The organism is Escherichia sp. HH26CH (assembly GCF_009820205.1).
Taxonomy (GTDB): Bacteria; Pseudomonadota; Gammaproteobacteria; order Enterobacterales; family Enterobacteriaceae; genus Escherichia; species Escherichia coli_F.
In genome coordinates, this window is the sequence record NZ_VNXM01000019.1 from 110,409 (window position 1) to 131,599 (window position 21,191).

General features: G+C 47.9%; 15 protein-coding genes and 1 riboswitch. Of the genes, 10 read left to right on the forward strand and 5 right to left on the reverse strand.

Annotated elements, in window-relative coordinates:
* Position 1: 1 nt before the first annotated feature.
* From FQ015_RS07505 to metG, 3 genes are all read right to left on the reverse strand, one after another.
* Positions 2-3,751: a DUF4132 domain-containing protein gene (locus tag FQ015_RS07505; protein ID WP_160523908.1), complete on the reverse strand. Its 3,750-nt coding sequence runs from the start codon at positions 3,749-3,751 to the stop codon at positions 2-4.
* Between the two features lie 12 nt (positions 3,752-3,763).
* On the reverse strand, positions 3,764-7,561 hold the full coding sequence (locus FQ015_RS07510; RefSeq protein WP_160523909.1) for a DUF4132 domain-containing protein: 3,798 nt from the start codon (positions 7,559-7,561) through the stop codon (positions 3,764-3,766).
* Positions 7,562-7,701: 140 nt separating this feature from the next.
* Positions 7,702-9,735 (reverse strand): methionine--tRNA ligase, encoded by a 2,034-nt coding sequence (metG, locus tag FQ015_RS07515; protein ID WP_160523910.1) that lies wholly within the window; start codon positions 9,733-9,735, stop codon positions 7,702-7,704.
* 131 nt (positions 9,736-9,866) lie between these two features.
* Here metG and apbC point away from each other — a divergent pair, with 131 nt between their 5' ends.
* The 6 genes from apbC (at position 9,867) to FQ015_RS07545 (ending at position 16,659) form a co-directional block, all read left to right on the forward strand.
* A complete protein-coding gene (gene apbC / locus FQ015_RS07520) occupies positions 9,867-10,976 on the forward strand; it encodes an iron-sulfur cluster carrier protein ApbC (protein WP_001005448.1) in 1,110 nt (369 codons plus the stop codon).
* Between the two features lie 262 nt (positions 10,977-11,238).
* Positions 11,239-11,520 (forward strand): YehE family protein, encoded by a 282-nt coding sequence (locus tag FQ015_RS07525; protein WP_001046488.1) that lies wholly within the window; start codon positions 11,239-11,241, stop codon positions 11,518-11,520.
* Between the two features lie 295 nt (positions 11,521-11,815).
* On the forward strand, positions 11,816-12,358 hold the full coding sequence (locus FQ015_RS07530) for a fimbrial protein (RefSeq protein ID WP_000830468.1): 543 nt from the start codon (positions 11,816-11,818) through the stop codon (positions 12,356-12,358).
* Positions 12,359-12,438: 80 nt separating this feature from the next.
* A complete protein-coding gene (locus FQ015_RS07535) occupies positions 12,439-13,113 on the forward strand; it encodes a fimbria/pilus periplasmic chaperone (protein ID WP_160523911.1) in 675 nt (224 codons plus the stop codon).
* A gap of 15 nt (positions 13,114-13,128) precedes the next feature.
* Positions 13,129-15,609, forward strand: coding sequence for a fimbrial biogenesis outer membrane usher protein (locus tag FQ015_RS07540; RefSeq protein WP_160523912.1), 2,481 nt, complete (start codon positions 13,129-13,131; stop codon positions 15,607-15,609).
* 15 nt (positions 15,610-15,624) lie between these two features.
* On the forward strand, positions 15,625-16,659 hold the full coding sequence (locus FQ015_RS07545) for a putative fimbrial-like adhesin protein (RefSeq protein ID WP_000702197.1): 1,035 nt from the start codon (positions 15,625-15,627) through the stop codon (positions 16,657-16,659).
* Between the two features lie 81 nt (positions 16,660-16,740).
* Here FQ015_RS07545 and rcnB read toward each other — a convergent pair whose 3' ends face one another.
* Both rcnB and rcnA read right to left on the reverse strand, forming a co-directional pair.
* The gene (gene rcnB, locus FQ015_RS07550) at positions 16,741-17,079 is read right to left on the reverse strand and encodes a Ni(II)/Co(II) efflux transporter accessory subunit RcnB (RefSeq protein ID WP_000153074.1); all 339 of its coding nucleotides are present in this window, start codon (positions 17,077-17,079) and stop codon (positions 16,741-16,743) included.
* Between the two features lie 204 nt (positions 17,080-17,283).
* On the reverse strand, positions 17,284-18,105 hold the full coding sequence (gene rcnA, locus FQ015_RS07555) for a nickel/cobalt efflux protein RcnA (protein ID WP_000134588.1): 822 nt from the start codon (positions 18,103-18,105) through the stop codon (positions 17,284-17,286).
* A 120-nt stretch (positions 18,106-18,225) separates the two neighbouring features.
* Here rcnA and rcnR point away from each other — a divergent pair, with 120 nt between their 5' ends.
* From rcnR to FQ015_RS07575, 4 genes are all read left to right on the forward strand, one after another.
* Positions 18,226-18,498, forward strand: coding sequence for a Ni(II)/Co(II)-binding transcriptional repressor RcnR (gene rcnR / locus FQ015_RS07560; RefSeq protein WP_000019944.1), 273 nt, complete (start codon positions 18,226-18,228; stop codon positions 18,496-18,498).
* A 91-nt stretch (positions 18,499-18,589) separates the two neighbouring features.
* A riboswitch (TPP riboswitch) is annotated at positions 18,590-18,686 on the forward strand.
* 34 nt (positions 18,687-18,720) lie between these two features.
* A complete protein-coding gene (gene thiM / locus FQ015_RS07565) occupies positions 18,721-19,509 on the forward strand; it encodes a hydroxyethylthiazole kinase (protein ID WP_160523913.1) in 789 nt (262 codons plus the stop codon).
* On the forward strand, positions 19,506-20,306 hold the full coding sequence (gene thiD, locus FQ015_RS07570; RefSeq protein WP_160523914.1) for a bifunctional hydroxymethylpyrimidine kinase/phosphomethylpyrimidine kinase: 801 nt from the start codon (positions 19,506-19,508) through the stop codon (positions 20,304-20,306). Before thiM ends, thiD begins: the two co-directional genes overlap by 4 nt.
* Positions 20,307-20,370: 64 nt before the next feature.
* The gene (locus FQ015_RS07575; protein ID WP_160523915.1) at positions 20,371-21,186 is read left to right on the forward strand and encodes a glycoside hydrolase family 25 protein; all 816 of its coding nucleotides are present in this window, start codon (positions 20,371-20,373) and stop codon (positions 21,184-21,186) included.
* Positions 21,187-21,191 lie beyond the last annotated feature (5 nt).

The window sequence follows — 21,191 nt, forward strand, 5'->3', positions numbered from 1 at the left end:
CTTATTCAAACAGGGCTTCAATATCGTTAATCAACTCGCTGGCGGTGATGTCATCGAGTGCGGAGAACTGCGCTTCCTGTGTTGAATGACTCCCCCAGCCATAGCTTTCTGCTTTGCCTTCCCATAGCCACAGCTTGCTTAAGAGTTGCTCGGCACTGAGTTCGGCTGGCGACATACCTACTGCAAAGCCTTCATCGATTTCCATGATTAATGACCAGCGGCCCAGAGGTTTGATCATCCAGCCGATCCAGCCTCCGTCTTGCGGTTCACCACGCACCCAGCCTTTATTCGACAGCCCCATAACCCGACCGCTCGGGCATTTTCTGCCTGCCCAGCGGGTCAATTCGCTGGCATTGCGCTCGGTTTCTGTCAGGGCATAACTGTTGCGGTCGAGCTGGCGGAACGGCGGTAACAGCTCGTAGTCGGCAAAAAGCTGACCAAAGGCGGCGGCATCCGTCGGTGATATTTCCAGAACGTGAGGAATACCAATAGAGATATCGCCTTCCGGCAGGGTGAAAAGATCATCGTCAGCGGTGCTGTAGCTGTTATCTTCTGCCACCCGGAAACAGGCCAGTAGCTCGTTTTCGGTGCTATAAACGCCCCAAATCAGACGGCGGGTTAAGTGGCGAACCAGCGGATGCTCAACCAGGAATAGCTGGAAGTTTTCCGGCGACCAGCGGCGGCGCAGGCACATGGCGGATTCCAGCCTTGCCACCTGCTGGGCGGCAACGGTACGCGCATCTTTTTTCAGCAGTTTGTAGCGGTTAACTGCATCGTTCGCTTGGGTTTCATCATCGCTTTTGTTCGGTTTAGGCAAGTCTTTCAGGCGGCTGCCGGAAGCATCACGCACAAACGGTTTTAAGGTTTCATCAAAGCTGACGGTGAACTGCCGTGGCCCGAAATCCAGCAGCAGCGAACCGTTATCATCCAGACCGAGATCGGGCGCTAAGCGATCTTCAAGTTCTGCCACTGTGAGTTCGCGGCTTTCGGCAATGTCGGCAATTTTTTCTTTTGCCCGCTCCTGTAATGCTTTGAATTTCAGTTTCTGAGCAATGCCGTTAAGCTGCATCAGGGCGATATCGCTGCCGATAGCGGCGAGGATATCAAGCCCGACGGTGGCACGTTTATGCTGGGATTCACCAGGCCAGGCGCGGATTAATGGCGTCAGTTTGCGGGCGGTGTCATCGTTGCCGAGAACACCTAACGCAGTGAACGCCCAGCTCTCTTTCGACGGCGCGCCAGCGGTCTCCCAGGCGGTAAACAGATCCCAGGCAAACTCAGCCAGTGAGTCGGCAGTACAGGCGTCTTTCACCTGTAATAACCCCGGATACAGCGTATCTTCCTGAGGGAAGCGAAGCATTTCACCGAGGTGGAAGAGGGCGCTATCTGGCAGTGATTGGGCGTTTGCTTTTAATACCGGGCGCGTCCAGAGCGATGGCTGATAAAAGGCCGGAAGAGTGGGGATTTTTGTCGGGTGATTATCTAAGGGATCGAGCGCAAGCAGAGCGTTCACCGCGTCTGTTACTTCCGGCTGGTTATAACGCCGGGCGATTTCTTGCAATAATGGCTGCTGACCGTTTTCTGTAAGCATACGCAAGGCAGCGCGGGCGTTGTCCTGCGCTTCACCGGCTTTGCCGAGCGCCGCGGGCAGCAGGCCGGTAATGGCGTGTTCCGGGTATTTCAGCAGCCAGCTACGGGCGTCTTGTCGTAGGGTTTTGAGTTTGTTGAAGGCGCGGGCGATCAGTGGCGCTAATTCGATAGCCGCAAAATATTGTGCTACAGGCAGAGCTTCTTGTGGATAGCGTGAAAAGGAGTGAATAAAACCCTGTAACCCAGCGAGTTGCAGGTGCGTCATGACAAACTCGACACCGACGTGTGGCTCTTTACTGAGGACATTCCACGCCTGCGCTGTTTTTTCGATAGGCAGGGCGGCTAACATGTAAAGCTGCCATTCCCGTTGATAGGAGTGCCAGAAGGTTTTAAATTCGCTGATCAGCGCAGAATAATCTCCCCTCTGCCAGAGTTCTACAACAGCATCAGACGCTTTCATATACTGGCCATTATTCCAGCGATTGAAACCCAGACGTGCCAGGTAGTTCTGAATATCCTCTTTTTGGCCGATGTCTATTTGATGTGCGTGCCAGCGATGCCTTGCATGAATCTCTTTTTCTGCCGTCTCGGTCAATGTGCAGCATGACTCCAGCGGTAATGGCGTTAAATCCAATACCGGCATTACAGATTTTTTCTTTCTCGAAAGCCAGGGCGGTGAGACTAATATGGCTGGCAGTAGATCGGCGCTGGCATGGTTTGAGGGCTGTGTCAGTTGTTGCAGGCATGATTTCAGCACTGCAACTGCGGGTGTTGAGAGCCAGGGAGTAGCCTGTTCTGCTAGTGCCGGTTGCGAGATAAGCATCGTCATCAGCATAATGCGCCAACTATTCTCTTCTTTTTGCGCAAGAAGTTCCGCCAATGCTGCCAGTGCTGCGTGTGGGAACGCAGTGCAAGCCTTAGTCATTCGTTCATGGCAGCGTTTAGTTTTGCCAGACACACGTATAAGTAGCATTAATGCTTGTGGGTGATTGATCTCTGCGAGAATACTTCCACAAAGATCAGCATAAGCATAGGGGGCGAAACGAGCGATTCCGGCAATCCCTTGCTCCTGCAAAACGGTGACATTCCAGATGCAACCATGGTAATAGTCATTAAAAAGGTCGTACGCGCAATAAGATTCCAGTGCTTTGAGCAAGGAAGATTCTTGTACAACAAGTTTCAGCCATTCAACCGTTTGAACATTTTTCTGCTTCAGTAACCGTCGTGCGACTTCTTCTGCAATCTCCGGGCGTTCCGGTAGCATTAGCGCTACCATCGGTTGTTGAATGGGAGGAATATCAGGCAAAGCTGTAATGAATTTATCTACACAGCGTTGCCACAAAGTTTCTTCTGCTAGAGCCAAATGCTTACGCAGTCGAACGTCAAAGGGGGTAACACAATGTGCATGGTTTAATAATGGCTGAAAAGTAATGTGTATGCTTGTTCTGTGATAAGTGCAATCGAACGAGATATATTGCATGGCAATAAACATATCCACGGCAAATTCTAGTCCGTAGACATAGACAATTTCATCCATGAGTTCAGGGCATTCGCCCCAGAATTTACGCGAAACCAGAACAACCTGTACAGCCAACGCAGCAGGAGAAAGTGGACCATTAGCGAGAGCTTCATTGATATTCTGTTGCCAGTTAGCAGAACATGCACTGAAATCGTATGTTGTTAATTTTCCTGATAGATTATGAATATTCTGGCCTAAATTCAGAAGGAGGCTGTCTTGTGGTTTGCTTACAGCATCCCCAGGAAAACGTCGGGAAGGTAAGGCCTCCAGAGACTTTTTCTCTGATAAATGGATAGTGGAATCATCTGCCAGCCACGGGCATGGTGTTTCAGCAGGTTCAACAACCATACTTTGGTCAAATACGACAGTGGTTTCTGCCACGCCAGTTGTATCTACTTCGACCGTTTCTATTTTGATTGCGGGCTGGGATGGCGAAGATAATTCTTCCACATACCCCTTCTTCACCTTCTCCGCAATCAGCTTCAGTTCCGCTTTTTCCGCCGCCGTAGCATCAGCAAAGCTTTTTACCTGGCTTTGCCCGTTGGTACTGACTTTGCCCCAACTGATATGCAGCTCGTTTCCCTGCTGCTCCACCGCCCAGAATTTATGTGATTTTTCGTCCTGATAAATATAGGTTTTCATTGCAAAGTCCTTTTAATCAAACAATGATTCAATGTCGTTAATCAACTCGCTGGCGGTGATGTCGTCGAGCATGGAAAAAGTAAGTAAAGGTTGTTTACCGTAGCGATCATCTGGCGAGGTGATTTTTACGCTTTCAACAGGTAACAGGTCGCCATAACCTGTTTCGCCGTAAATTAATGAAAAATGTTCTGTTTCAAGTTCGAGATCGCCATAAGGGGTAGATTTGCGCATCGCATAGACGCTGCCGCTTTCTTCCAGGCGTTGCCAGCCTCGGCGCTCTAGCCCGACAATACGTCCGGCCTGACAGAGCTGTCCTTGCCAGCGTGTCAGGTCGTGGGTATTCCGTTCATTATCAGCAAGACGATAACTACCACGATCGAGCTGTTGGAAGGGGGGAAGCAGTTCGTAATCAGCGTAAATTTGCCTGAATGCAGCGGCAGATTCAGGGGGGATTTCCAGCACATGCGGTATACCGATGTTTCCTGCTGGCAGCGTGAATAACTCATCCTGCGCATCGCTGTAAGTGCTGTCTTCTGCGACCCGGAAGCAGGCAATCAGCGTGTTTTCTTCAGTATATACTCCCCATAACAGCCGTCGGGTTAAGTGACGTACCAGCGGATGCTCCACCAGAAACAGGCGGAACTGTTCTGCCGTCCAGCGTCTGCGCTGGCACATAGCCTGCTCCAGACGATCAATCTGCTGACTGGCAATGGCGCGCACATCTTTCTTCAATTGTTTGAAGAGGTTAACGGCGTCAGTTGCCAGTGTTTTATCATCGCTCTGATTTGGTTTGGGTAAATCTTTCAGGACTTTGCCGTTTGCATCGCGCACTACAGGTTTTAAGGTTTCGTCAAAACCAACGGTGAATTGACGTGGGCCGAAATTAAGTATCAGCGAGCCGTTGATATCAAGCCCTAAATCTGGAGCCAGGCGGTCTTCCAGTTCGGCCATAGTCAGCCCACGGTTTTCAGCAACTATGTTGATTTTCTCGCGGGCATGTTCCTGTAATACAACGAATTTAATCTTTTTCGCAATGCCATTAAGCAGCATTAGCGCAACATCGCTGCCAATATCAGCTAATACATCCAACCCGGACACCGCCCGTTTATGCTGTGATTCCCCAGGCCAGGCACTGATAAGCGGGGTTAATTTACGCGCGGTGTCGTCATTGCCTAAAATCCCCAGCGAAGTAAATGCCCAGTTTTCTTTTGCGGGTGCGCCAGCTTCTGTCCAGGCGGTATACAGATCCCAGCCAAAGTCAGCCAGTGATTCGCGAGTGAAGGTTTCTTTGATGATCTCCAGCCCAGCGTAGGCGGTAATGTCGCGAGGAAAGCTCAGCATAGTGCCCAGGTGGCGCATAGCGTCATCTGGTAGAGGCAGGTTGTTACTTTTAAGCCGTGGTCTGCGCCATAAGGTGAACTGATAAAAGCCGGGCAGTGGGGCGATTTTTGCGGGATATTCTTCCAGAGGATCGCTATCAAATAATGTTGCCAGCGCAGCTAAAACATCAGGTTGATTATATCCTTGCGCGATTTTCTCAATCGTTTCTCGCTGGTTTAATTTCACTAGCAGGCGGAGCGCCTGGCGGGCATATTCCCGATTTTGGCACGGTTTGCCCAGTGCCAAAGGCAGTAGCCCGGCGGCGGCATGGCGCGGGTTATTTGCCAGCCAATTAACGGCATCCTTGTAAGCCATTTTTTTCTGTAACCGCTGCGCCATTGGTAAGGCTAGTTCACTGGCCCCAATAAAGAGGGTGAATATCCACAGTCGTTGATGATCTCGTTGCAAGCAGGTCATAAACGCAGGAATGGCCGTACTACCAAAAACTGCCAGAATCTCTTTCTCACCTGAATATCGCTCCTCAATGATTATTTGGTTGAGAAATGAAATCGCCTGTTGTCCCGGTAAGTAACAAAGCGCAGATAGATTCCAGCTTTTGTTGGCATTGTTGTGATATTTCGCAAACTCAGCTTTTAGTGCTGGAAAATCAAAGCGCAACAAGGCATCAACAGCGCTTTGCGGTATATATTTTTTTTCATGTAAGTCATCTTCGCAATGCAGCCATTCATTAAAACCTAATTGCCAAAGGATTTGTTGTTCTGGTGTAAAAGGAATGAAAGATGTCTCCCAGCTTTCTTTTTCAATTAGTGGCAGGTCGGTAAATAAGGTTTGCTGTGATGCCTGATATTGTGCGATTTCATAGAATCTGGATATGTCAGTATGGCTGATTAACTCTGTAATTCCTGGTGTGATATCCGTGACGGCAGGAATGGGAAGCACAGGTAAATCAAATACGGGTATTACATTTTTCTTCTTATTTATTATCCACGGTGGAGCGACAAACAGCTCTGGCAACATATCCGCAGTGGCATACTCACATTCTTTAGCTACTGACTGAGGACGACATTCAGATAAGATGCCTGCCGCTTTAGCATTAACCCAGGGAATGACGTCAGTGACTAACTCTGGCGTGACGGTAATCAGTTTGACAAGCGCTTTACGCCACTCTTTGTCTTCATGTATTGCCAGCAAAGTAGCATAAGCGGCAATAGCCGCAGCGGGATGTTTTTGGCAGGCTTTGCTTAAGTATTCCAGGTGCTTTTTCTTGCTATTTACACCGAGGATCAGAATTTGAATCGCATCCGGGTGATTCGTTTTCCATAGCCATTTGACAAGATCTTCAGTCTCGCTGATGCGCTCGAAGAGATAAGTGGGATTGTCAGAATGCTCTTCCACAAACTCAGTAAGTATCCGGCTTACACCGCGCCCCCCATTATTTGCCAGCAACATTGCCAGATAAGCGCGAAAATCACGATACAACGGTGGGAAGTCGTATTTTTCTGCTGTAGTCAGAGCTATATCATCGGTTACTACCAGTCTTAACCAGGTTATCGCCGGAACGTTTTGGTCTGCATAATGTAGCGCCATAGCATTGGCAATATCCGGGCGTTCAGGGAGCAGTAACGCGGCAAAAGGTTGCCGTGCTGGGGATAGCGTCGGAATAGCAGTAAGCACTTTATCCACACAGCGTTGCCACTCATCTTCTGAAGCGAGTGAAAGATGATGACATAGACGTTGATGCCAACTCGGTAGCGATTCTGCTTCGTGATTAGGTGGAATGATGGTGGTTACTGCGCCTTTTACTGGTTTATATTTGAGTTGAAGAGCGAGAAGGGCGATTTCAACGGCACTTTCCAGACCACAGCGAATGACTAAGTCATCGACCAGTTCATCTTGAGAGTAAGAGTTCCAAAAGCCCCAGAGCAATGCTGCATCAGATTGCGCACTCCCTGTCGGTTGATTACCCTGAACTCGCATTTGTAACTCAGCAAAAGCCTGCTGCCAGTTTTCTGGATAAGAGCGGTAATTATTGTCGGGGTCATATGCCCTCGTGTTATTCGCGATGCGCTTCCATATTTGGCCATCTTTGTGCAGATAATTGATATCTCTGGGGCGAGAGCGATGTGGAAAAGCAAATCGGTTAATATCGTCGGTTAGCGGAATGGCTGCATCATCAGCCAGCCATGGGCGTTTGTTTTTACTCTCAGGTGAAGTTTCAACGTCAGGAGTGACTTTGGTGACGGGGGGGATATGCACGTTTGCCGAAGCGTCTTCCACATAGCCTTTTTTCGTTTTCTCAGCGATAAGCTTCAGTTCCGCTTTTTCCGCCGCCGCAGCATCAGCAAAGCTTTTTATCTGGCTTTGCCCTTGGGTGCCAACTTTTCCCCAACTGATATGCAACTCGTTACCTTGCTGCTCCACCGTCCAGAATTTATGTGATTTTTCGTCCTGATAGATAAAACTCTTCATCCGTGTTCCCTGTATTTATATCCAGTTATAAGCGGATGCTATCAGTTAATGAAAAAAATTAAGAGCGTTGAACAAACAAGAAAACAACTTTAGGAATTCATAAAGAAAAGGCGCTGTCGATGCAGCGCCTTGAAGGGGGATTATTTCACCTGATGGCCCGGTTTAGCACCGGCATCCGGGCTTAGCAGGAAGATATCTTTCCCGCCAGGACCGGCAGCCATCACCATGCCTTCGGAGATACCGAAGCGCATTTTACGTGGTGCCAGGTTAGCCACCATAATGGTGTGACGACCAATCAGTGCCTGCGGATCCGGGTAAGCAGAACGAATGCCGGAGAAGACATTGCGTTTTTCACCGCCGAGATCCAGCGTCAGGCGCAGCAGTTTGTCAGAACCTTCAACAAACTCTGCGTTTTCGATCAACGCCACGCGCAGGTCAACTTTGGCGAAGTCGTCATAGGTGATGGTTTCCTGAATCGGATCATCTGCCAGCGGGCCAGTAACTGGTGCGGCAGTGGCTTTCACTTCTTCTTTAGATGCTTCCACCAGTGCTTCAACCTGCTTCATGTCAATACGGTTATACAGCGCCTTGAACGGATTCACTTTGTGGCCCAGCAGCGGTTGCTGGATACCATGCCAGGTCAGTTCCGTATTGAGGAATGCTTCTGCACGCTCGGTCAGTTTCGGCAGTACCGGCTTCAGGTAAGTCATCAGCACGCGGAACAGGTTTATGCCCATCGAGCAAATTGCCTGCAGGTCGGCATCGCGGCCTTCCTGTTTCGCCACCACCCACGGAGCCTGTTCATCGACATAGCGGTTAGCCAGATCAGCCAGTGCCATGATTTCGCGCACTGCTTTACCAAATTCGCGGCTTTCCCATGCTTCACCAATCACTTCAGCGGCATCCGTGAAGGTTTTGTACAACTGCGGGTCAGCCAGTTCGCTTGCTAACACGCCGTCAAAACGCTTGTTGATAAAGCCCGCGTTACGGGATGCCAGGTTTACAACCTTATTAACGATATCGGCATTCACGCGCTGGACGAAATCCTCGAGGTTGAGATCGATATCATCAATGCGCGAAGAGAGTTTCGCAGTGTAGTAGTAACGCAGGCTGTCAGCGTCAAAATGATTCAGCCAGGTGCTGGCTTTAATAAAGGTGCCGCGAGACTTGGACATCTTCGCGCCGTTCACCGTTACATAGCCGTGAACAAACAAGTTGGTCGGCTTGCGGAAGTTGCTACCTTCCAACATGGCAGGCCAGAACAGGCTGTGGAAGTAAACAATATCTTTACCGATGAAGTGGTACAGCTCGGCGGTGGAGTCTTTCTTCCAGTATTCATCGAAGCTTACGCTGTCGCCGCGCTTGTCACACAGATTCTTGAAAGAACCCATGTAGCCAATCGGTGCGTCCAGCCAGACGTAGAAATATTTGCCCGGCGCGTTCGGAATTTCAAAACCGAAGTAAGGGGCGTCGCGGGAGATATCCCATTGTTGCAGGCCAGATTCAAACCACTCCTGCATTTTGTTTGCCACCTGCTCCTGCAACGCACCGCTGCGGGTCCATGCCTGCAGCATTTCGCTGAAAGAGGGCAGATCAAAGAAGAAGTGTTCAGAATCACGCATTACCGGGGTAGCGCCAGAAACCACCGATTTCGGCTCGATCAGTTCAGTCGGGCTGTAGGTCGCGCCGCAGACTTCGCAGTTATCGCCGTATTGATCCGGGGATTTACATTTCGGGCAGGTGCCTTTTACAAAACGGTCCGGCAGGAACATGCCTTTTTCCGGATCGTACAGTTGAGAGATGGTGCGGTTTTTAATAAAACCGTTTTCCTTCAGGCGAGTATAGATAAGTTCTGACAACTGTCGGTTCTCTTCACTGTGCGTCGAGTGATAGTTGTCATAGCTGATGTTAAAGCCTGCGAAATCAGTCTGATGCTCCTGACTCATTTCGCCAATCATCTGCTCCGGAGTGATACCAAGCTGCTGAGCTTTCAGCATGATTGGTGTACCGTGGGCATCGTCGGCGCAGATGAAGTTGACCTCGTGGCCGCGCATTCGCTGGTAACGGACCCAGACATCAGCCTGGATGTGCTCCAGCATATGGCCGAGGTGGATTGAGCCGTTAGCGTACGGCAGTGCGCACGTCACCAGAATTTTCTTCGCGACTTGAGTCATAGTAGGCATTACTTCTTAATAGTGAAAAGGGGTTAGATAGTACCAAATGGGAAAATGTTAAGTAAGTACTTCTCTATATTCTTCAGGTAAACTATCAGCTGATGGTTTATCTATACAAAAAAGGAGTCGGGATGAACGAACAATCCCAGGCCAAATCACCAGAAGCCCTGCGCGCAATGGTCGCCGGGACACTGGCCAATTTTCAGCACCCAACCCTGAAGCATAACCTCACCACGCTGAAAGCGTTGCACCATGTCGCCTGGATGGACGACACGTTGCATGTGGAACTGGTTATGCCATTCGTCTGGCATAGCGCGTTCGAAGAGTTAAAAGAGCAATGTAGCGCCGAACTGCTGCGCATCACCGGGGCGAAAGCTATCGACTGGAAACTGTCGCACAATATCGCCACCTTAAAACGCGTGAAGAATCAGCCGGGAATTAACGGCGTGAAGAACATTATTGCTGTCAGCTCCGGTAAAGGCGGCGTGGGTAAATCCTCCACGGCGGTAAATCTGGCGCTGGCACTGGCGGCGGAAGGGGCGAAAGTCGGCATTCTGGACGCCGATATCTACGGCCCATCAATACCCACCATGCTGGGCGCAGAAAATCAGCGTCCAACTTCGCCGGACGGTACCCATATGGCACCGATTATGTCTCATGGACTGGCAACCAATTCAATTGGTTATCTGGTTACTGACGACAATGCGATGGTGTGGCGTGGTCCGATGGCGAGCAAGGCGTTAATGCAGATGTTGCAGGAAACCTTGTGGCCGGATCTCGACTATCTGGTGCTTGATATGCCGCCAGGCACCGGTGACATTCAATTGACACTGGCACAAAACATTCCAGTAACTGGCGCGGTAGTGGTCACCACCCCGCAGGACATTGCGTTGATCGATGCGAAAAAAGGCATTGTGATGTTCGAGAAAGTCGAGGTTCCGGTGCTCGGTATTGTCGAGAACATGAGTGTGCATATTTGCAGTAACTGTGGTCACCATGAACCGATTTTCGGTACCGGTGGTGCAGAGAAACTGGCCGAGAAATACCACACGCAGTTGCTGGGGCAGATGCCGTTACACATTTCCTTACGTGAAGATCTCGATAAAGGCACGCCAACAGTTATCAGCCGTCCGGAGAGCGAATTTACTGCTATCTACCGCCAGCTGGCTGACCGCGTTGCAGCCCAGCTTTATTGGCAGGGAGAAGTCATTCCTGGCGAGATTTCCTTCCGCGCGGTCTGACGCGTATTAACCTTTTTGGTTGTTTTTCGTACACCGCAGAGATGTTACATTGATGCGGTGTATTTGTTTTTGCCGCATTAATGAACACTTATTTAATGCTGCGAATATTCTGCGGACCTTCGTCCGAAACTCTATAAAGTCGATTGATCGTACAGGCAATGCATCATTATCATCCTTCGTGGCTGTGTAGTGGATGTACAGCTATAGTTTGTTATGCACTCATTTTATCCAGGCATAACCTTTACTACAGGGATAACGTTCAATGAATAAGTACTGGCTGTCAGGAATTATTTTTCTTGCCTATGGAATGGCTTCTCCCGCGTTCTCTTCACAGACTGCCACATTAACGATTAATGGCAGGATCAGTCCCCCAACATGCAGTATGGCTATGGTTAATGGTCAACCTCAACAGCATTGTGGTCAGTTAACGTATGATGTTGATACCCGTCATCAGGTTTCTTCGCCAGTCAAAGGTGTGACGACAGAAGTGGTTGTTGCAGGTAGCGATAGCAAACGTCGAATCGTGTTAAATCGCTACGATTAATTTGCCACCCTGGTTCTTTAAGCGGATTTAGAAAGCTGAAATCATTCGTGTGAATGATTTCAGCTTTTTTATTGATATTAATAATACCATTTAAAAAAATCTGCATTAATTAATAGATGTGATAAATATTTAATACGCTTAAGTATTTGTTGTATTTATATTGCAATAGTTAATTTGTTTTAAATCAATAAAACAATATGTTTACATTGCGGCAACTTTTTTGATGTGAGAAATTTGTTTCCAAGAGATACAGACTCTTAACAACCAAAAAATAAATTTTATTAAGGAACATATTATGAAACGTTCAATTATTGCTGCCGCTGTCTTTTCTTCTTTTTTTATGAGCGCTGGGGTATTTGCCGCAGACGTTGATACCGGAACATTAACCATTAAAGGGAATATTGCAGAATCTCCGTGTAAATTCGAAGCGGGTGGCGATTCAGTAAGTATTAATATGCCAACTGTACCAACCACTGTCTTTGAAGGTAAAGCTAAATACTCGACCTATGATGATGCAGTCGGTGTAACCAGCAGCATGTTAAAAATTAGCTGTCCGAAAGAAGTTGCTGGTGTAAAACTCTCGTTGATTACCAACGATAAAATAACCGGAAACGATAAGGCGATAGCCAGTAGCAACGATACCGTGGGGTACTATCTCTATTTAGGTGATAACAGCGATGTCCTGGATGTTTCTGCACCTTTTAACATTGAGAGTTATAAAACAGCGGAAGGTCAATATGCTATTCCGTTTAAAGCAAAATACCTGAAACTGACAGATAACTCAGTGCAATCAGGTGATGTGTTATCTTCTCTGGTTATGCGTGTGGCGCAGGATTAATAAATAAAATTGCAAGTTTCTCCAGGTAATAAACATGGCCGCTATCCCCATGGCGGCTTTTTAATTTAAGAGGCATTAAGATGAAAGGATTATTATCTTTACTCATTTTTTCTATGGTCCTTCCTGCGCATGCCGGAATTGTTATCTACGGGACGCGCATTATTTACCCGGCAGAAAATAAAGAAGTGATGGTGCAGTTGATGAACCAGGGAAACCGTTCTTCGCTGCTGCAGGCGTGGATTGATGATGGCGATACGTCGTTACCACCAGAAAAAATTCAGGTTCCTTTCATGTTAACGCCACCAGTGGCCAAAATAGGGGCAAATTCCGGGCAGCAAGTAAAAATCAAAATTATGTCGAATAAACTGCCCACTAATAAAGAGAGCATTTTTTATCTGAATGTTCTGGATATTCCACCAAATAGTCCAGAGCAAGAGGGCAAGAATGCACTGAAATTTGCAATGCAAAACAGAATCAAATTGTTTTACCGGCCTGCGGGTATTGCACCGGTAAATAAAGCGACATTTAAAAAGTTACTGGTAAATCGCAGTGGCAATGGATTGGTGATAAAAAATGACTCAGCAAATTGGGTAACGATTTCGGATGTCAAAGCTAATAATGTCAAAGTCAATTATGAAACTATTATGATTGCCCCCTTAGAAAGTCAGAGTATTAATGTCAAAAGTAATAATGCGAATAACTGGTATCTGACCATTATCGATGACCATGGCAACTATATTAGTGACAAAATTTAATTGCAGGAGCTGCCTATGTTGAGAATGACCCCACTTGTATCAGCAATCGTAGCGTTATTGCTCGGCATTGAAGCTTATGCAGCTGAAGAAACCTTTGATACCCATTTTATGATAGGTGGAATGAAAGACCAGCAGGTTGCAAATATTCGTCTTGATGATAATCAACCCTTGCCGGGGCAGTATGACATCGATATTTATGTCAATAAGCAATGGCGCGGGAAATATGAGATTATTGTTAAAGACAACCCGCAAGAAACATGTTTATCAAGGGACATTATCAAGCGGTTAGGCATTAATACCGATAACTTTGCCAGCGGTAAGCAATGTTTAACATTTGAGCAACTTGTTCACGGTGGGAGCTATACCTGGGATATCGGAGTTTTTCGTCTCGATTTCAGTGTACCGCAGGCGTGGGTGGAAGAACTGGAAAGTGGCTATGTTCCACCGGAAAACTGGGAGCGGGGTATTAATGCGTTTTATACCTCTTATTATGTGAGTCAGTATTACAGCGACTATAAAGCGTCGGGTAATAGCAAGAGTACATATGTACGTTTTAACAGCGGGTTAAACTTACTGGGGTGGCAACTGCATTCTGATGCCAGTTTAAGTAAAACAAATAGCAATCCAGGGGTGTGGAAAAGCAATACCCTGTATCTGGAACGTGGATTTGCCCAACTTCTCGGCACGCTTCGCGTGGGTGATATGTACACATCAAGCGATATTTTTGATTCTGTTCGCTTCAGCGGTGTGCGGTTGTTTCGTGATATGCAGATGTTGCCTAACTCGAAACAAAATTTTACTCCACGGGTGCAGGGGATTGCTCAGAGTAACGCGCTGGTAACTATTGAACAGAACGGTTTTGTGGTTTATCAGAAAGAGGTTCCTCCTGGCCCGTTTGCGATTACAGATTTGCAGTTGGCCGGTGGTGGAGCAGATCTTGATGTCAGCGTGAAAGAGGCGGACGGTTCGGTAACCACCTATCTGGTGCCTTATGCAGCAGTGCCGAATATGCTGCAACCCGGCGTGTCGAAATATGATTTTGCGGCAGGTCGTAGCCATATTGAAGGGGCGAGCAAACAAAGTGATTTTGTTCAGGCGGGTTATCAGTATGGTTTTAATAACTTATTGACGCTGTATGGCGGATCGATGGTCGCGAATAATTATTACGCGTTCACTTTGGGGACTGGCTGGAATACACGCATTGGTGCCATTTCCGTCGATGCCACGAAGTCGCATAGTAAACAAGACAACGGCGATGTGTTTGACGGGCAAAGTTATCAAATTGCCTACAACAAATTTGTGAGCCAAACGTCGACGCGTTTTGGTCTGGCGGCCTGGCGTTATTCGTCGCGTGATTACCGGACATTTAACGATCACGTTTGGGCAAACAATAAAGATAATTATCGCCGTGATGAAAACGATATCTATGACATTGCCGATTATTACCAGAACGATTTTGGCCGTAAAAATAGCTTTTCTGCCAATATGAGCCAGTCATTGCCAGAAGGCTGGGGTTCTGTGTCCTTAAGTACGTTATGGCGAGATTACTGGGGGCGTAGCGGCAGCAGTAAGGATTATCAGTTGAGTTATTCCAACAACCTGCGACGGATAAGCTATACCCTCGCGGCAAGCCAGGCGTATGACGAGAATCATCATGAAGAGAAACGTTTTAATATTTTTATATCGATTCCCTTTGATTGGGGTGATGACGTTACGACGCCTCGTCGGCAAATATATATGTCTAACTCAACGACGTTTGATGATCAGGGTTTTGCCTCAAATAATACGGGATTATCGGGAACCGTTGGATGCCGGGATCAATTTAACTATGGGGTCAACCTGAGTCATCAGCATCAGGGAAATGAAACGACAGCTGGAGCGAATTTAACCTGGAACGCGCCGGTTGCGACAGTGAATGGCAGTTATAGTCAGTCGAGTGCTTATCGACAAGCTGGAGCCAGTATTTCAGGGGGCATTGTCGCCTGGTCGGGTGGCGTTAATCTGGCGAACCGTCTTTCCGAAACGTTTGCTGTGATGAATGCGCCAGGAATTAAAGATGCTTATGTCAATGGGCAAAAATATCGTACAACAAATCGTAATGGAGTGGTGGTATATGACGGAATGACACCTTATCGGGAAAATCACCTGATGCTGGATGTGTCGCAAAGCGATAGTGAAACAGAATTACGTGGTAACCGGAAAATTGCCGCACCTTATCGCGGCGCGGTCGTACTGGTTAATTTTGATACCGATCAGCGCAAGCCCTGGTTTATAAAAGCGTTAAGAGCGGATGGGCAACCATTAACGTTTGGTTATGAAGTCAATGATATCCACGGTCACAATATTGGTGTTGTCGGTCAGGGAAGCCAGTTATTTATTCGCACTAATGATGTACCGCCATCGGTTAATGTGGCAATTGATAAACAACAAGGGCTCTCATGCACAATCACCTTCGGTAAAGAGATTGATGAAAATAGGAACTATATTTGCCAGTAATAATCGGGTGGCTCTATGAAAATTCGCATAATGTTATTTATATTAATTATGATGGTAATGCCTGTGAGTTATGCAGCATGTTATGGAGAGTTATCTGCCCAGCATAATTTTGCTGTTCAGGGGGATTTTGCACTTACTCAAACACAAACGGCAACATATGAGCATAATTTTAATGATTCGTCATGCGTGAGTACAAATACTATCACCCCTATGAGCCCGTCGGATATTATTGTTGGACTTTATAACGATACCATTAAATTAAATTTACATTTTGAATGGACCAATAAAAACAACATCACGTTGTCAAATAATCAGACCAGTTTCACCAATGGTTATTCGGTAACGGTGACACCTGCGGCCAGTAATGCAAAAGTGAATGTTTCTGCGGGGGGCGGCGGTTCAGTGATGATTAATGGTGTTGCGACATTATCCAGTGCTTCATCATCGACACGCGGGAGTGCTGCAGTACAATTTTTACTGTGTTTATTCGGTGGCAAGTCATGGGATGCATGTGTAAATAGCTACAGAAATGCATTGGCACAAAATGCAGGTGTCTATTCCTTTAATCTGACATTGTCATACAACCCGATAACCACAACCTGCAAACCGGACGATTTATTAATTACTTTAGAGAGTATTCCCGTTTCACAATTACCAGCTACAGGTAACAAAGCAACAATAAATAGTAACAAAGGGGATATTGTTCTGCGTTGTAAAAACTTATTAGGTCAACAAAATCAAACATCACGGAAAATGCAGGTGTATTTATCAAGTTCTGACTTGTTAACCAACAGCAACACAATACTGAAAGGTGCGGAAGATAATGGCGTAGGATTTATTCTTGAAAGTAATGGTTCTCCAGTCACACTTTTAAATATCACTAACAGCAGTAAAGAATACACAAATTTAAAAGAAATTGCGGCAAAGTCAAAACTTACAGATACAACGGTTTCAATTCCGATAACTGCCAGTTACTACGTCTACGATACAAATAAAATTAAATCTGGCGCACTGGAGGCAACCGCATTAATCAACGTGAAATACGACTAATAACAAGCAAGACGAGCAAGTGGCTAATAATAAAAAATAACAAGGTGTCTGCATTTCCCCCTCATGATGAGGGGGCTTTTTTTAGCGATGATAAAAAATCTCACCATCGTAGGCTTTAATGATTTTACCGTCGGTGTCGCTGATCAACACGTACGCGCCACCCATATAGGTCCAGTGCGTCCCGGCATCAGGCGCGGGCAGGTTACGTAACTGCCACTGCTTAATGTTGTACTCATCGGTGCGGTACATCTCTGGGACGGTATCGCCTGGTTTGAAATGCTTAAAGTCAGCAATGAAACTGCTTAACTCATACTTAGAAATTCCCGAGGTATTGGTCGAACCCGCGGTGGCTGGTGCGGCCCAGGCGGCACTGGTAACCAGCAAAAGCACACCCAGCAACATCTTATTTTTAATGGTCATAAACTCTCCACTTTGGGGATCTGTAATATCAGTCGCATATCTTTCCTGCCATACAATATAACTGACAAGCGATATTTTGTTAGTGATCCCATGATTTCGTAAAAAGTGTAAATGAAAGGATGCCCTAAAAGCATCCTTAGCGAGCAGAGAGCCAGCGGAAATAGCTGATTTAAGAATCATCCTGGGCTGAAGATAACATGCAGCCTATCGCATAATGCCCATAAAGCCATGCACGCCCATATACACCCCAACTAAGCCAATCAACAGACTGGAAAAATAGGGGGCACGTTTAGCGAGAGTGTTAAATCCGCTCCAGCGTTTTGCGACCTGCTGAACGCTGATTGCTGCGCCAACGCCTACGGTGACTAGCGTTAACGCCAGGCCAATGCTGAAACTGACGACCAGTGTTGCGCCTAGTGTCAGGGCTTTCAACTGAATACAAATCAACAGCACGGTAATTGCTGCCGGGCAGGGGATCAGTCCACCTGTTAACCCAAACAATAAAATTTGCCAGTTGGTCACTTCTCTGCCATCGAAGCGTCGTTTAATGTCATTGGCATGGGCTCGTGCATGAGCATCCTGATACTCCCCATGTTCGTGATGGTGATGATGTCCATGGTCGTGGTGATCTTCGTGATCGTGATGATACTCATGATCATGCCCGTGCATATTCTCCAGCCAGTTGCGTTCGCCGCGCCAGGTACGCCAGAACATCCAGAACGCGGTGCCAATAATGATCACCGCGGAAATCAACTGGAGCCACGGTTCTGCAGATTGAGCAGTAAAACGTTTGCTGATCACCATCCCGCCAAAGGCAATCAACCAGACCACCGCGGTATGCGAAATGGTTGCTGCCAGTCCGAGCATCACCGCCTGTTTAATGGTGCCTTTGATGGCGATGATAAACGCCGCCATCATCGTTTTTGAGTGCCCTGGTTCCAGGCCATGAAGCGCACCAAGTAAGATGGCGCTGGGGATGAAGAACCAGGCATTTCCTTGCTGAAGAAGAGTGGTAAATTCGGTCATGATAATAATTCTTAGTATTAATTCGGCAATCCGATTCTACTCCCCCCCAGTACCTGATACTACCCCCCAGTAGAATAATAGTGCTATGATTTTTCATGTTCTTGTTAACCAGGTGTTGCCATGTCTCATACAATCCGTGATAAACAGAAACTGAAAGCGCGTGCCAGTAAGATTCAGGGCCAGGTCGTGGCGCTCAAGAAAATGCTCGACGAGCCGCACGAATGCGCTGCAGTTTTACAACAGATTGCTGCTATCCGTGGCGCGGTAAACGGTTTGATGCGGGAAGTGATTAAAGGTCATCTGACGGAACACATCGTTCACCAGGGGGATGAGCTAAAACGTGAAGAAGATCTGGATGTCGTTCTGAAGGTGCTGGATTCTTATATCAAATAATTTCACAACGTTATTGTAATACCGCCGTTTTTCCTCGTTTACAACGTGTGCGCGGGACATTACCATCCATCTCTGCGATTCATCATCGCAACCAAACGACTCGGGGTGCCCTTCTGCGTGAAGGCTGAGAAATACCCGTATCACCTGATCTGGATAATGCCAGCGTAGGGAAGTCACGGACCACCAGGTCATTGCTTCTTCACGTTATGGCAGGAGCAAACTATGCAAGTCGACCTGCTGAGTTCCGCGCAATCTGCGCACGCGTTACACCTTTTTCACCAACATTCCCCTCTTGTGCATTGCATGACCAATGATGTGGTGCAGACCTTTACTGCCAATACCTTGCTGGCGCTCGGTGCATCGCCAGCGATGGTTATCGAAACCGAAGAAGCCAGTCAGTTTGCGGCTATCGCCAGTGCGTTGCTGATTAACGTTGGCACACTGACGCAGCCACGCGCACAGGCGATGCGTGCCGCCGTTGAACAGGCAACACACTCTCAAACCCCCTGGACGCTTGATCCGGTCGCGGTTGGCGCACTCGATTATCGTCGCCGTTTTTGTCATGAACTTTTATCTTTTAAACCGGCAGCGATACGTGGTAATGCTTCGGAAATCATGGCATTAGCTGGCGTTGCTAATGGTGGACGGGGAGTGGACACCACTGACGCCGCGGCTAACGCGATACCTGCTGCACAAACACTGGCACGGGAAACTGGCGCAATCATCGTGGTCACTGGCGAGGTGGATTATATTACCGATGGTCGTCGCACCGTTGGCATTCACGGCGGCAATCCGTTAATGACCAAAGTGGTAGGAACTGGCTGTGCATTATCGGCAGTTGTCGCTGCCTGTTGTGCATTACCAGGCGATATGCTGGAAAATATCGCATCTGCCTGTCACTGGATGAAACAAGCCGGAGAACGCGCCGTCGCCAGAAGTGAAGGGCCTGGCAGTTTTGTTCCCCATTTTCTTGATGCGCTCTGGCAATTGACGCAGGAGGTGCAGGCATGAAACGGATTAACGCTCTGACAATTGCAGGCACTGATCCCAGTGGTGGCGCAGGAATTCAGGCAGATCTCAAAACGTTCTCTGCACTTGGTGCTTATGGTTGTTCAGTAATAACCGCCCTGGTAGCGCAAAACACCCGAGGCGTGCAATCGGTGTATCACATAGATCCTGATTTTGTCGCCGCGCAGTTGGATTCGGTGTTCATTGATGTGCGAATCGACACCACTAAAATCGGTATGTTGGCGGAAACCGATATTGTTGAAGCGGTGGCAGAACGGTTGCAACGTTATCAGATCCAAAACGTGGTACTCGACACCGTTATGCTGGCAAAAAGCGGCGACCCGCTGCTTTCACCTTCGGCGGTTGCCACGCTGCGCAGTCGATTATTGCCACAGGTTTCATTAATAACGCCAAACTTGCCCGAAGCTGCCGCCTTGCTCGACGCGCCACACGCGCGCAACGAACAGGAAATGCTGGAACAAGGGCGATCGCTGTTGGCGATGGGCTGTGGCGCAGTGCTAATGAAAGGTGGTCATCTGGATGATGAGCAAAGCCCGGACTGGCTGTTTACCCGCGAGGGTGAACAACGGTTTACCGCACCGCGCATTATGACCAAAAACACTCACGGCACTGGTTGTACGCTCTCTGCGGCGTTGGCTGCACTGCGCCCGCGCCATACAAACTGGGCTGACACCGTACAGGAGGCAAAAAGTTGGCTTTCTGCTGCGTTAGCGCAGGCCGACACGCTGGAAGTGGGGCACGGAATTGGTCCGGTTCACCACTTCCACGCGTGGTGGTGAGCACCTTACTATAGCTGCTTTGGTTATTGTCAGTATTTGGCGCTGACATTCAGGGATGAAACCAATGCAGCTGAGAATCACCAGTCGAAAAAAATTCACCGCTTTATTATGCGCTCTGGGGCTCATTTCTATCGTTGCGATTTATCCGCGTCAGACGGTGAATTTTTTCTATTCGACAGCAATTCAGATTAAAGACTACATCCACTTCTACGGTTATCGCCCGGTCAAATCTTTTTCTATTCGCATTCCTGCCAGTTATGCCATTCACGGAATAGATGTTTCGCGCTGGCAGGAGCGGATCGACTGGCAGCGGGTGGCTAAAATGCGCGATAACGGTATTCGCTTGCAATTTGCCTTTATCAAGGCGACGGAAGGCGAAAAGCTGGTGGATCCGTATTTTTCGCGTAACTGGCAACTAAGCCGCGAAAATGGCCTGCTGCGCGGGGCGTATCATTATTTCTCCCCGTCGGTATCCGCTTCAGTTCAGGCTCGATTATTTCTGCAAACGGTGGATTTCTCACAAGGCGATTTACCTGCCGTGCTGGACGTAGAAGAACGGGGAAAATTATCGGCAAAAGAATTACGCAAGCGGGTAAGTCAGTGGCTAAAAATGGTCGAAAAACGCACGGGAAAAAAGCCGATTATTTATGCAGGCGCGACGTTTTATCACACGAATTTGGCGGGGTATTTCAATGAGTATCCGTGGTGGGTTGCGCACTACTATCAACGTCGTCCGGACAATGACGGCATGGCATGGCGTTTCTGGCAACATTCCGACCGTGGCCAGGTGGATGGCATTAATGGCCCGGTGGATTTTAATGTGTTTAATGGCACGGTGGAGGAGCTGCAGGGATTCGTGGGGAGCACATTCACGAAGTAAACATC

Coding starts and splice junctions, on each gene's coding strand:
- apbC (WP_001005448.1), top strand. CDS start 9,867: ATGAACGAACAATCCCAGGCCAAATCACCAGAAGCCCTGCGCGCAATG.
- FQ015_RS07535 (WP_160523911.1), top strand. CDS start 12,439: ATGAAAGGATTATTATCTTTACTCATTTTTTCTATGGTCCTTCCTGCG.
- FQ015_RS07505 (WP_160523908.1), bottom strand. CDS start 3,751: ATGAAAACCTATATTTATCAGGACGAAAAATCACATAAATTCTGGGCG.
- metG (WP_160523910.1), bottom strand. CDS start 9,735: ATGACTCAAGTCGCGAAGAAAATTCTGGTGACGTGCGCACTGCCGTAC.
- FQ015_RS07525 (WP_001046488.1), top strand. CDS start 11,239: ATGAATAAGTACTGGCTGTCAGGAATTATTTTTCTTGCCTATGGAATG.
- rcnA (WP_000134588.1), bottom strand. CDS start 18,105: ATGACCGAATTTACCACTCTTCTTCAGCAAGGAAATGCCTGGTTCTTC.
- FQ015_RS07530 (WP_000830468.1), top strand. CDS start 11,816: ATGAAACGTTCAATTATTGCTGCCGCTGTCTTTTCTTCTTTTTTTATG.
- rcnR (WP_000019944.1), top strand. CDS start 18,226: ATGTCTCATACAATCCGTGATAAACAGAAACTGAAAGCGCGTGCCAGT.
- FQ015_RS07510 (WP_160523909.1), bottom strand. CDS start 7,561: ATGAAGAGTTTTATCTATCAGGACGAAAAATCACATAAATTCTGGACG.
- thiM (WP_160523913.1), top strand. CDS start 18,721: ATGCAAGTCGACCTGCTGAGTTCCGCGCAATCTGCGCACGCGTTACAC.
- FQ015_RS07575 (WP_160523915.1), top strand. CDS start 20,371: ATGCAGCTGAGAATCACCAGTCGAAAAAAATTCACCGCTTTATTATGC.
- thiD (WP_160523914.1), top strand. CDS start 19,506: ATGAAACGGATTAACGCTCTGACAATTGCAGGCACTGATCCCAGTGGT.
- FQ015_RS07545 (WP_000702197.1), top strand. CDS start 15,625: ATGAAAATTCGCATAATGTTATTTATATTAATTATGATGGTAATGCCT.
- FQ015_RS07540 (WP_160523912.1), top strand. CDS start 13,129: ATGTTGAGAATGACCCCACTTGTATCAGCAATCGTAGCGTTATTGCTC.
- rcnB (WP_000153074.1), bottom strand. CDS start 17,079: ATGACCATTAAAAATAAGATGTTGCTGGGTGTGCTTTTGCTGGTTACC.